Consider the following 12,367-nt stretch of genomic DNA (forward strand, 5'->3'; position numbering starts at 1 on the left):
TGGCTAATTCAAAGGAGTGGATTCTAAGATTGGCTGAATTCGGGGTAGATGTGATAATGACTGATTTTCCAGAAGCCGCTATAGGCATTCTCCAAACTAGACATGATCTCGAATCAATGTAAAAAAGAAGGGGCATCGGCCCCTTCTTTTATCCATATTTATAAGGTTTTATCAACGAGACGATCCGCCTAGTTGTTGTTCAGCCATTTGTACTAAACGCTTAGTAATTTCTCCACCAACCGATCCGTTCGCACGAGCAGTTGTTTCTGCACCTAAATTCACTCCAAATTCAGAAGCAATTTCATATTTCATTTGTTCTAGTGCTTGTTCTGCTCCTGGTACTACTAAATCGTTACTGCTGTTGTTATTTGCCATATGTCTTTCACCTCCTCTCTACTATTAATGATTTACTTTTCTCCCCTAATGTATGTTTGCCAATTTATTGAAAGTTGTTTATTCACTTATCATGAATGAAATCTTTTCTCATACATTAATAATGAAGTCTATTTCTAATAAGCATGTCATCTACAAGAAGGAGGATATTCCTTTGCAAATACATGTTGTTCAACCGAATCAAACGTTGTCAGGTATTGCTTCAACTTACGGGGTCACTGTAGACAGACTGATCGAATCAAATAAAATTCCGAACCCAACCAACTTAGTTGTCGGACAAAATATCGTGATCCCTATTGTAGGCAGTTATTATTTCGTTCAGCCAGGAGATTCCCTTTATAGTATTGCTCAGAAGGTAAACATTCCGTATCAGGAACTAGCAAGAATTAATGGCCTTTCAGAAAATCAACAACTTTCCGTTGGGTACCGGCTTTATATACCAGCTCGAACAAAAACAACAGCCGAATTTAACGCATATATTGAGCCGCGTGGATCTAAAGTATCTACTGTCTTAGAGCAGAGCGCTATTGAAAATGCACCATACTTAACTTATTTAGCACCATTTAGTTTCCAAGCAAAGCGCGATGGTTCTCTTAAAGAGCCGCTCCTAAATAACTTTGCCGAAATCGCTAGAAATAATCGCAATGTTTTAATGATGGTTATTACCAATCAGGAAAATGACCAATTTAATGATGAACTCGGACGAATTCTGCTGACCGATATGGACATACAAACTAAGTTTGTGACCACGATTGTTAGAACAGCAAAAAAATATGGATTCAAAGACATTCATTTTGATTTTGAGTATCTTCGTCCTGAGGACCGCACGGCTTATAGTCAATTTCTTCAAAAAATGAAAACTCGCTTCCAAAAAGAGGGGTGGCTGTTATCCGCAGCCTTAGCTCCGAAAACTAGTGCCGAGCAAAAAGGCCGCTGGTATGAAGCTCATGATTATAAGGCGATTGGCGCAATTGTTGATTTCGTTGTAATCATGACATACGAATGGGGATACAGTGGAGGACCCGCACAGGCTGTTTCCCCGATTGGTCCTGTTCGGAAGGTATTAGAATATGCCATCACGGAAATGCCCTCTTCCAAGATTCTTATGGGCCAAAATTTATACGGTTACGACTGGACTCTTCCTTTTGTACAGGGAACAACTGCCAAAGCTGTCAGTCCACAACAAGCGATCGAAATTGCCGCTGACTACCAAGTGGTCATTGAATATGATCAAACCGCTCAAGCTCCCCATTACACATATACAGATAACGATGATAAACAGCATGAAGTTTGGTTTGAAGATGCCCGCTCCATTCAGGCGAAATTTGACCTTCTAAAAGAATTAAAACTACGAGGAATGAGTTATTGGAAACTAGGTCTCGCGTTCCCGCAAAATTGGCTCTTAATCAGCGATAACTTTAATGTTCGGAAACGGGCATAAACAGAAAGGCTGTCTCAAAAGGTCCGAAACCTTTGAGTACAGCTTTTTTCTTTTTGAATGACTACTTGTAACAAAATAAATGACTACCTTATGAATCCATTTTTTTTTGTACATAATGGAATTAAGGAGTGTGAGAAACATGCTAAGAGTCCGAGTGAAACAATTTTATGACAGCTATCCACGCTGGCCGCGTCTAGCTCGGCTGCTCGTGCTTATTTGTCTATTTTTACTGGTTTTTGGCACTCTTATTCACCTAGTAGAACCACAAACATTTACGTTCTTTGATGGGATTTGGTGGGCGATAGTTACTGCGGGGACAATTGGATATGGTGACTTCGTTCCAGTAACGCCTTTGGGTAAAGCAGTTGGGATCGTCCTAATTTTTTCTGGAGCTGGAATTGTTGCCACTTATTTCGCCTCGATTGCGACAGTAGCCGCTTCCTCAGAGAAATCCTTTATTGAGGGAAAAAAACCATTCAAGGGTAAAGATCAGTTAATCATTGTAGGCTGGAATGAACGCTCTCGGTATATTATCGCGGATATGCATGAAAGAGAACCACAGCTGCCTATTGTCCTAATTGATGAATCTTTAGCCAGACATCCACTGCCGCGCACAAACATTCATTTCATACATGGTCGAGCTGCTGAAGATAACATCTTGTTTAAAGCAAACATTCATGAAGCAAAACAAATTCTTATTACAGCTGATCTACAGCAGAATGAGTTTCACACAGACATGTTTTCAATTCTTACCCTTCTCGCCGTTAAGGGACTGAACCCTGCTATCTATTGTTTAATTGAAATCCTAACGGAAGAACAGCGTCTAAATGCCTTAAGAGCCGGAGCAAACGGATTAATTGAAACCAATAAATTCGCCAGTTTTTATATGGTTAAGGCACTTATTACCGGTAAAACCGTTTTTGAAGAGGAAGAGCTTCCCTCCAAGTAAAAAAGCCTTCTCCAAAGAGAAGGCCGACCCAGGGCGCTCTTTTTTTTCACAAAACGCAGCTATTATAAGAGTACCTTTTCGACCTCATGCAAATGAGCCTGACCAAGAGAAATATAGTCTTCAGGAAATTCCCCATCCTTATCCTTCGGTTCAGCAAATTGGTTAAAAGCAGCGGTTACATTCCCGATATTCCCCTCTGGATCAACACTATCCTGGTAGACATGAGACAATAAAAAGGGCTGTTGCAGTTCTACGACAGCACCTGAAGAATCAAGCTCGCTATTAACAGCTTTAAATGGCAATCGTAAAAACAAATACCCTTCCTTATCATCCATTTTATAATCAAAAGACCCATGTTCATAATCCCAATTACCGCCAATTGAATAGCCCAGCGGTTTCAACTTTTGTTCTAAATCAGACAGCGGGAAGGTCTTACCTGAAAGTGAAGAAGACAACTCAATCATTCAAACATCTCCTTTTTCTTTTTTAGATTAGCTTTACCCACACCGGAAAAATCATCCGAAGAAAGAACCTATCTTTCAAATAAAGCCGCGGCTTATGAACTAATTTCAAGTGTACCTGTTTGGTTCGATGTATTTGTTTGTTTTTGTTCGTTCTTCTCGAGCTGTTATAGCATGGTTATCTGCTGGATCCGAACCTGCAATTGTTCGTCATCCTTATCACTATGGTTTATTTTCTCAATTTCTGCTTGGTGTTTCTTAAACTCTGGCGGCACCATTAACGGCCGCACTCGATAAAGTAGAATCAATTTGCATAGTACTCGTCTCCTATTTAGGTAAATGAATCGTAAGATATTACCGAAATGTATAAAAAAATCCAGAGCAGCCTAGCCGCTCCGGATTCATTCATTATTACAGACGTTTTTCTAGTTCCGCTTTCTTTTCCTCAAAGCCAGGTTTACCTAGTAAAGCAAACATATTTACTTTATATGCTTCCACTCCTGGTTGGTCAAACGGATTTACCCCTAGTAGGTAGCCGCTGATTGCACACGCTTTTTCAAAGAAATACACAAGGTATCCGAATGTAAAAGCATCCATTTTAGGGATACTTACGATTAAATTCGGTACACCGCCATCTGTATGAGCAAGCAATGTCCCCTCAAACGCTTTATCATTAACAAAATCAACTGATTTGCCAGCCAGATAATTCAAGCCATCCAAATCATTCTCTTCTGCCTCAATGGTTAGTTCATGACGTGCCTGGTCAACTTTAATAACTGTTTCAAAAAGGTCACGGCGACCTTCCTGTACATATTGACCTAATGAATGCAGGTCAGTGGAAAAATTGGCTGATGAAGGGAATATTCCTTTTTGATCTTTTCCTTCACTTTCACCAAACAGCTGCTTCCACCATTCAGAGAAATACTGTAAGCCTGGCTCATAGTTAATTAACATTTCAATCGTTTTACCCTTATTGTAAAGTACATTGCGAACAGCAGCATACTGATACGCAAGATTTTCTGAAAGTTCATCGGAACTGAAATCTTGACGTGCCTCTGCAGCTCCCTTCATCATTTCTTCAATATTTGCACCGCTAACTGCAATTGGTAATAATCCTACAGCAGTTAATACAGAATAACGGCCGCCAATATCATCCGCAATGACGAACGACTCATAACCTTTTTCTGTTGCAAGTGTTTTTAATGCACCTTTTGCTTTATCTGTCGTAGCATAAATCCGAGACTTCGCTTCATTCTCTCCATATTTTTCTTCGAGAAGTTTACGGAAAATTCGGAATGCCAAAGCAGGTTCTGTCGTTGTACCTGATTTAGAAATGACATTGATCGAAAAATCTTTATCTTTTAATAAATCCATTACATCGGTCATATAGGACGAACTAATGTTGTTTCCAACAAAGATAATTTGTGGTGTTTTACGCTGGTTACTTGGAAGTGCATTATAGAAACTATGCTGCAGCATTTCAATAGCAGCCCGAGCTCCTAGGTATGAACCACCAATGCCAATGACTAGTAAAACTTCTGAATCCTTTTGAATCTTTGCAGCGGACTTTTGAATCCGTGAAAATTCTTCTTTATCATAATTCTCTGGAAGATCGATCCAGCCTAGAAATTCATTTCCTGCGCCTGATTTAGCATGCAGAGATTGGTGCGCTGCTTTTACAGCATCTTGTAAGTAAGTAATTTCATGTTCACCGAAGAACGGTAATGCTTTTGAGTAATCGAAACGTACATGAGTCATGTTAGTTCCTCCATCTTCTATAAGAGTACCTTTTCACTTTATACAAAGCTGTTCCATTAATCAAGATTCTACTTTTTAAAAATCACAGGGATGCACGTAATATTGCGAGTACGTCTTCTCGATTTAACTTCTTAAAGTTACCAAATTCGCCGTTAATCATAGCTTTATCAGCCATTTCTTCTAATTTCGAATCATCAATATCATAATCCGACAATTTTGTGGGCGCACCTAAGCTGCTCCAAAATTCACGTAGTTTTGCAATTCCCTCGAGTGCTGTTTCCTCATCTGTTTTTCCTTCAGGATTAACACCAAACACGCGGACTGCTACCTGTTTAAAACGAGAAACATCTTCATGAAGCACATGCTTCATCCAATTAGGGAAAATGATTGCCAGACCGCCAGCATGAGGAATATCGTATACCGCTGATACAGCATGTTCTATATTATGTGATGCCCAATCTCCTCGATATCCAACCTGTAAATATCCATTAAGAGCAATCGTACCTGAATAAAGAATGGTCTCTCTGAGTTCATAGTTATCTAATTCATTTAACAGCTTAGGACCAGACTCAATCACCGTAAGAAGTAATGATTCACAAAAGCGGTCCTGAAGTGGTGCATTTGTTTTTTGATGAAAATATTGTTCAAATACGTGAGACATCATATCGACCATTCCATAAACAGTATGATTTTTTGGAACAGTAAACGTATTTACTGGATCAAGGATGGAGAATTTCGGGAATGTCAATGGACTTCCCCAGCCATATTTCTCTTTTGTTTCCCAGTTGGTGATGACCGAACCTGAATTCATCTCTGACCCTGTTGCCGCAATCGTCAGAACGGTTCCAAAGGGAAGTGCTTCCTTAATTGGTGCTTTTTTAGTCACTAAATCCCAAGCATCTCCATCATACTTAGCCCCTGCTGCAATCGCCTTGGTACAATCGATTACACTACCACCGCCGGCTGCTAGTATAAATTCAATCTTTTCTTTTTTACAGATTTCTACACCTTTACGTACTGTCTTAATTCGCGGGTTCGGTTCTACACCGGCTAATTCATATATATCTGCATCTATGCTTTTGAGTTGTGTCATAATCTCATCATAAAGGCCGTTCTTCTTTATACTTCCGCCGCCATAAACAAGAAGTACCTTTGTTCCGTACTGCGGAATTTCTTTTGATAGTTGTTCAAGTTGTCCTTTACCAAATATTAATTTGGTGGGGTTTTGATACGTAAAATTATTCATTAAAAAACAGCCTCCTTTTTTCTTCATTATGAAGAATCGCGCTTAGAATTACAAAATATCGGATTGAGTAAATGAATAAATTTCGGGTTATGCAGCAAACTATAGATGTTCGAACTAAAAGGAGGAAATACTATGAGTGGCATTCAAAGAGCTGCACTAGTCCTTACAATAATCGGCGCCATTAACTGGGGGCTGATTGGATTTTTCCAATTTGACCTCGTAGGTGCCATCTTCGGTGGCCAAGGTTCTGCCATTTCCCGTATCATATTCGGTCTTGTCGGAATAGCAGGATTGGTTAATCTCGGTCTTTTATTTAAACCGAGTGAAGAACGCTCTACGCAACCTGAAACAAGGACAGAACGTTAAATAAAGAAATGGCCGGCGATTGCCGGCCATTTCTTTCGTTCATTATAAAATAAAAAAAAATCGGCTGCTCTTAAGAGAGCAGCCGTCGAAAATTATTTTTTAATTAAATCTTCGCGTTGGGATTGTTCGATCCATTCTTGAAGCTTGTCCTTCAACGTATTGAAGCCTTCATTTGAATCATTAGTTGTTGTTGTTGAAGTTTTAATAGCTGCTTGACGTTTTTTAGGGGCTTTTTTAGCTGGTGAAGCAGGAACTTCTGGAGCTTCTTCAGTAGCACGAATTGATAATCCGATTTTACCTGCTGATGCATCAACAGAAAGTACTTTAACTTGAACTTCATCGCCCACTTTAAGATGTTCATTAACATCTTTAACATATCCGTGAGTAATCTCAGAAATATGAACTAAACCTTGTGTAGACTCATCTAACGCAACAAATGCACCATATGCTTGAATGCCGGTTACTTTACCAGTAACAACTGATCCAACTTCGAATTTTTCAGACATTGTAACACTCCTATATAAGTATATTTTTCCTCTATTACACGCAATATAAAATTATATCATACTTTTTGCAAATAATCAAAACATCTATATTCATTTTAACACACATCGAACATTGTTTAAACCTGTAATTTAAAGAACGACTTGTCTTTACATTCTCCTATTTCTTTTCAATTCAGTCCTCCAGACATCTGGATGAAATTCCTAATATTAGAAACACGCCGATTACAGCAATAATTCCCCTCTTGTCCTTCCCTAAAAAACATAGTAGTATAGTAAAAATATTCACAATTCAGCATTTTATAAAAGATACCTTTCGATTTATTATTGATTGTATTTTAAAAGGAGTTATTCAACTATGGCAAACCAAGAGCAATGGACATCTAAGATTGGATTTATTTTAGCAGCAGCAGGGTCTGCTATTGGGTTAGGAGCGATTTGGAAATTCCCTTATATGGCAGGGACAAATGGGGGCGGTATTTTTTTACTACTGTTCATACTATTTACCCTTTTAATTGGTACACCGATATTAATAGCTGAGTTCATTATCGGCAGAAATGCGCAAAAGGATGCTGTAAGTGCTTATAGAAAAATTGCACCTAAAAAGCCATGGTATTTAATTGGGTATGGAGGAGTCATTGCCTCCCTAATCTTGCTATCCTTTTATAGCGTTGTCGGTGGCTGGATTCTCTCTTATTTAGTACGAAGCTTCTCAGGCTCACTTTCAGGCCTTAGTCAGACTGACTATAATGGATTATTTAACGACATTATCAGCAGCCCAACGGAAACCATACTAGCTCAATTCGCTTTTATGATTCTAACCATATTAGTGGTGCAGGGCGGTGTTCAAAAAGGAATTGAAAAAGCATCTAAATATATGATGCCGGCATTGTTTGTCCTGTTTATTGTGCTATTGATTCGTTCCGTTACTCTTGACGGAGCAATGGAAGGGATTAAATTTTTCTTACAGCCTGATTTTACATCTCTTTCTAAAGAAACGTTTCTACTGGCACTCGGGCAATCATTCTTCGCACTAAGTGTGGGTATATCTGTAATGGTCACTTATGCTTCTTATTTAAGCAAAGCGGAGGATATTGCTAAGTCGGCCTTTTCAGTTGTCGCTTTAAATATCTTCATTTCATTACTTGCAGGTTTGGTTATTTTCCCAGCCGTCTTTGCTTTCGGCTTTGATCCTGCCAGCGGTCCTGGGCTCGTATTTGTTGTTTTACCAGCCGTTTTTAATGAAATGGCTTTTGGTACCTTCTTTATGGCTATCTTTTTTGTTCTGCTTTTATTTGCAACCTTAACCTCAGCATTTTCCATTCTCGAAATTATGGTTGCTGTTATGACTAAGAATGACACTAAAAAACGCAAAAAAGCATCATGGATATCTGGTCTCATTGTATTCGTCGTTGGGATTCCAAGTGCTCTGTCCTTTGGCGTTCTATCTGATGTTAAACTTTTCGGCAAAACCATTTTTGATTTAGCTGATTTCCTGACAAGTAATATTGCTCTGCCTTTAGGTGCCATGCTGATATCCATTTTCGTTGGGTATCAAATGAAACGATTTGAAGTGCAGAAAGAGCTTGAACTTGGAACAGCAAGTACAGGGAAATTTTTTAAAGTGTGGTATTTCTTAATCCGTTACGTGGCTCCAATCGGAATTTTCTTCATCCTTTTAAGTTCTTTGGGAATTATTTAGGAATCATCAAGAAAAATACATTTTTATACGATCTAATTCCTTTGTTTACATGGTAAAATTAGGTAGAGGCAAAATCTCTTTCTAAGGAAGTGAATTGCAATGACCGATATCGGTAAACTAATAAAAACATATCGAGAAAAGAAAAATCTGACACAGCAAGAGTTAGCTGTTAAAGCAAGACTAGGCACAAAATCGATTGAAAAGTATGAGTCTGGAGAGCAGATTCCCGATACTCAGACGGCATTGAAAATCTCAACTGTCCTTGATTTACCTGCTTCGGAACTATTAGAGCACGAATACACCGTCCGTCATGCTATTGATCAAGAAATCATACAGCTCATAACTGCGCTGGGACACGAAAAGACGAAGATGATTCTACGTAAGTTCAAGGAATTAAATGCAGAAGACTATACCTATATTATGAAAAAAATGTATGAATTAAATCATGATCAATCAGTATAACGATAAAGAATAATGGCAAGACTAATCGTAAGACATCTAAGGTTAGTCAGGATTCTATTTGCCCTGAAAAACATTCCTTTCTGATGTTTTTCAAGTATTCCCCCTTTTTAATAGGGCCCCCAAAGCTTGGGAGCCCTATTTTTTTATTGATAATTCTTCATAAATCGTGCTATTCGTTTCACTGCTTCTTGAAGTTGAACCAGTGATGATGCATAAGAACAACGGATATACCCTTCACCGCTTTCTCCAAAAACATCCCCGGGTACAACCGCAACTCTTTCTTCAAGAAGCAGTTTTTCTGCAAATTTTTGAGAACTTAAGCCTGTCTTTGCGATGGATGGAAACGCATAAAAGGCGCCACCTGGGTTATGACAAGCCAAGCCAATTTCATTGAAAGATTTAACGATATAATTTCTTCTCTGCCTGTAGCTAGTGCGCATATCTTCTACATCATCCCAACCATGTTTCAATGCCTCTAATGCACCATACTGGGCCATTGTGGGCGCACACATCATCGTATATTGATGGAGCTTTAACATTGCCTCAAGAATTTCCCGTGGCGCACAGACAAACCCAAGGCGCCAGCCTGTCATTGCAAAACTTTTGGAAAATCCATTAATTAAAATGGTCCGATTAATCATATCTCCGACTGAAGCAAAGGAGGTAAATGATTCATCATACGCTAGCTCTGCATAGATTTCATCTGCTATCACCAGCAAATCATTTTTCTTAATGATCTCAGCAATTTTAATTAACTCTTCCTTATTCAGCTGTGTGCCAGTAGGGTTATTCGGTGAACAAATAATCATCGCCTTGGTATTGGGGGTAATCGCATCTTCTAATTCTGCTGGCGTCAGCTTAAATTGATTTTCACCGGTCGTATGAATGATTTTAGGAACCCCTCCAGCCATTGTAACTAAGGGAGCATACGAAACGAAGCATGGCGAAACCACTAGTACTTCTTCACCTGGGTTAATAATAGACCGTAACGCAAGATCAATTCCTTCACTTGCACCAACCGTAACTAAGATTTGATGTTCAGGCTGGTATGAGACGTTGAAGGCTTGTTCCATATAGCCGGCAATTTCCGTACGCAGTTCCAGTAAGCCAGCATTTGCCGTATACGATGTCCTGCCTTCTTCTAAGGAGTGAATAGCCGCTTCTCGTACGGACCAAGAGGTAACAAAATCCGGTTCTCCAACACCAAGTGAGACGACACCTTCCATATTAGCAGCCAAATCGAAGAACTTTCGAATGCCTGATGGCGGCAGACTAGCAACCGTTTTTGACACATACTTCTCATTTGTCATGGTGACACCACAATTCGATTATCTTCTTCTGGCTGATCAAAAATCGTGCCATCATGCTTATATTTTTTCAAAATGAAATGTGTGGTTGTAGAGATTACAGAATCAAGTGTTGATAACTTTTCAGAAACAAATCTTGCAATTTCATTCATTGAGTTTCCTTCGACAATAACAGATAAATCATATACACCTGACATTAAATAAACAGACTCAACTTCTTTAAACCGATAAATCCGCTGTGCCACTTCATCAAAGCCCACACCTCGTTTAGGCGTAACCTTAACATCAATCATAGCGGTGACCCCGTGATGCTCATCTATTTTTGCCCAATTTATAATAGACGCATACCGTACAATTACCCGCATCTCTTCAAGTTTTGTTAACGTTTCTTCAACCTCTTGTTCGGAGGAGGCTACCATTTTCGCCAAATCACCATAGTCAATTCGACTGTTTTTTTCGATAATTCTCAATATTTCTAATTCCTTGTCATTTAAATGCATACCTTTCCCCACTTTCTTTGCTCTATAATGTAATACATAAGTTACAGTTGTTAGTAAACTTTTTTTATTATATCAAATACAAGCTGCTGCGTTATAGGAAAATAAGGGCACGATAATGAAAAGTGTGAACCCTAGGAGGACAGCTCGATGGAACTAACGATCTATAAAGGCACCCAAACTATTGAAGAAAACGAACTCTATTATGAACTGTATCAACATCCCGAAGGAAGACCAACATTAATTTTACTACATGGATTTCTTTCATCAACTTTTTGTTATCGCAAGCTGCTTTCACTCCTTGCCCAGAAGTATACAGTCTACTTGATTGATATCCCCCCTTTTGGGCAAAGCGGAAAGAGCAGTAAGTATACATACTCTCTGACTAATATTGCAAAGACGATTCTAACCTTTATTGACATGCACGAATTGGAAAAAGTGATTTTAATTGGCCATTCCATGGGCGGACAAATAGGGTTAAATATGTGCAAACAACGGCCGGATCTGATAGAAAAAATAATATTACTTGCCGGATCAGGTTATTTAGCAGCTCCCTCTCGATGGTTAAAAAAAGCCAGCTATGTGCCTTTTTTCTCCTATTTCGTCAAGCGCTATCTCGAAAGATCTGGTATCGAAAAAAACCTCCGACAAGTTGTCTACGATCAATCGATGATCGACGATGACATGCGAGACGGATATACTGCACCCTTTCTCCAAGGAAAAGCCATCTTCAAAGCACTAGGAAAAATGGCCCGCGACAAAGAAGCTGACCTAACGGAAAACGATTTACATACCATTCACACCAACTGCCTTCTCCTCTGGGGACGCTACGACAAAGTCGTTCCACTATCAATCGGTCAACGACTACACAAAGATCTTCCCAGTTCCCAGCTAATCATCATAGAAGGCACAGGACATTTACTGCCAGAGGAAAAACCAGAAGAAGTGTTTCGTCATATTGACAATTTTATTACAAATGAAGGATGACGGCTCCATGGGGCGGGGGGTATTTTCTTTCTTTCTACAGCTAAATCCTGATTATTCCCGTCTCGAATAAGGTTATTCCCGTCTGGATGAACACTATTCCCGTCTGAGAGGTGGTTATTCCCGTCTAGCACCTTTTCATATGACGAGTATACCCAGCGTGGTATCCAAAGACTCCATTAATACAACTTGTTCAGCAGGGCTATACGTCCTAGTGCAAAATCAAAAAAAGCTGATCCACAGAAAATGGTCAGCTTTTAGAAGGAGCAACTTGCATTATTTTTGATGGTTAGTAATT

At 39.2% G+C, this 12,367-nt stretch carries 14 protein-coding genes; 6 read left to right on the plus strand and 8 right to left on the minus strand.

Going from position 1 to position 12,367, the window contains the following annotated elements:
• Positions 1-171: 171 nt before the first annotated feature.
• Positions 172-375 (minus strand): alpha/beta-type small acid-soluble spore protein, encoded by a 204-nt coding sequence (locus AC52RT_RS10490; RefSeq protein ID WP_040374861.1) that lies wholly within the window; start codon positions 373-375, stop codon positions 172-174.
• Positions 376-547: 172 nt separating this feature from the next.
• Between AC52RT_RS10490 and AC52RT_RS10495 the strand changes: the two genes are divergently transcribed.
• Positions 548-1,834, plus strand: a complete 1,287-nt coding sequence (locus AC52RT_RS10495; RefSeq protein WP_495540698.1) for a glycoside hydrolase family 18 protein — start codon at positions 548-550, stop codon at positions 1,832-1,834.
• Between the two features lie 139 nt (positions 1,835-1,973).
• On the plus strand, positions 1,974-2,783 hold the full coding sequence (locus AC52RT_RS10500; protein WP_495540699.1) for an ion channel: 810 nt from the start codon (positions 1,974-1,976) through the stop codon (positions 2,781-2,783).
• 62 nt (positions 2,784-2,845) lie between these two features.
• Here AC52RT_RS10500 and AC52RT_RS10505 read toward each other — a convergent pair whose 3' ends face one another.
• From AC52RT_RS10505 to AC52RT_RS10520, 4 genes are all read right to left on the minus strand, one after another.
• On the minus strand, positions 2,846-3,247 hold the full coding sequence (locus tag AC52RT_RS10505) for a YugN-like family protein (protein WP_495540700.1): 402 nt from the start codon (positions 3,245-3,247) through the stop codon (positions 2,846-2,848).
• 164 nt (positions 3,248-3,411) lie between these two features.
• Positions 3,412-3,552, minus strand: coding sequence for a hypothetical protein (locus AC52RT_RS10510; protein ID WP_495540701.1), 141 nt, complete (start codon positions 3,550-3,552; stop codon positions 3,412-3,414).
• 103 nt (positions 3,553-3,655) lie between these two features.
• Entirely contained in the window at positions 3,656-5,002 is a 1,347-nt protein-coding gene (locus tag AC52RT_RS10515; RefSeq protein ID WP_495540702.1) for a glucose-6-phosphate isomerase, read from the minus strand.
• 82 nt (positions 5,003-5,084) lie between these two features.
• Positions 5,085-6,248 carry an iron-containing alcohol dehydrogenase gene (locus AC52RT_RS10520; protein WP_495540703.1) on the minus strand — a complete coding sequence of 388 codons (1,164 nt, stop codon included), beginning with the start codon at positions 6,246-6,248 and terminating at the stop codon, positions 5,085-5,087.
• Positions 6,249-6,380: 132 nt separating this feature from the next.
• On the opposite strand from AC52RT_RS10520, the gene AC52RT_RS10525 reads away from it, so the two are divergent.
• Entirely contained in the window at positions 6,381-6,614 is a 234-nt protein-coding gene (locus AC52RT_RS10525; RefSeq protein WP_340846991.1) for a DUF378 domain-containing protein, read from the plus strand.
• A 92-nt stretch (positions 6,615-6,706) separates the two neighbouring features.
• Here the strand turns inward: AC52RT_RS10525 and yugI are convergent, their stop codons facing one another.
• Positions 6,707-7,120 carry a S1 domain-containing post-transcriptional regulator GSP13 gene (gene yugI, locus AC52RT_RS10530; protein WP_495540704.1) on the minus strand — a complete coding sequence of 138 codons (414 nt, stop codon included), beginning with the start codon at positions 7,118-7,120 and terminating at the stop codon, positions 6,707-6,709.
• A gap of 355 nt (positions 7,121-7,475) precedes the next feature.
• Between yugI and AC52RT_RS10535 the strand changes: the two genes are divergently transcribed.
• Positions 7,476-8,819: a sodium-dependent transporter gene (locus AC52RT_RS10535; RefSeq protein WP_495540705.1), complete on the plus strand. Its 1,344-nt coding sequence runs from the start codon at positions 7,476-7,478 to the stop codon at positions 8,817-8,819.
• 99 nt (positions 8,820-8,918) lie between these two features.
• Positions 8,919-9,281 (plus strand): helix-turn-helix domain-containing protein, encoded by a 363-nt coding sequence (locus AC52RT_RS10540; protein WP_495540706.1) that lies wholly within the window; start codon positions 8,919-8,921, stop codon positions 9,279-9,281.
• A 143-nt stretch (positions 9,282-9,424) separates the two neighbouring features.
• Here AC52RT_RS10540 and AC52RT_RS10545 read toward each other — a convergent pair whose 3' ends face one another.
• Together AC52RT_RS10545 and AC52RT_RS10550 are read right to left on the minus strand one after the other, a co-directional pair.
• Positions 9,425-10,591 (minus strand): aminotransferase, encoded by a 1,167-nt coding sequence (locus AC52RT_RS10545; protein WP_495540707.1) that lies wholly within the window; start codon positions 10,589-10,591, stop codon positions 9,425-9,427.
• Entirely contained in the window at positions 10,588-11,088 is a 501-nt protein-coding gene (locus tag AC52RT_RS10550; RefSeq protein ID WP_495540708.1) for an Lrp/AsnC family transcriptional regulator, read from the minus strand. The genes AC52RT_RS10545 and AC52RT_RS10550 overlap by 4 nt, the downstream gene beginning before the upstream one ends.
• 147 nt (positions 11,089-11,235) lie before the next feature.
• On the opposite strand from AC52RT_RS10550, the gene AC52RT_RS10555 reads away from it, so the two are divergent.
• Complete coding sequence (locus AC52RT_RS10555; RefSeq protein ID WP_495540709.1) at positions 11,236-12,072, plus strand: alpha/beta fold hydrolase; 837 nt, start codon at positions 11,236-11,238, stop codon at positions 12,070-12,072.
• Positions 12,073-12,367: the final 295 nt, after the last annotated feature.

It is taken from the genome of Peribacillus sp. (assembly GCF_059453735.1).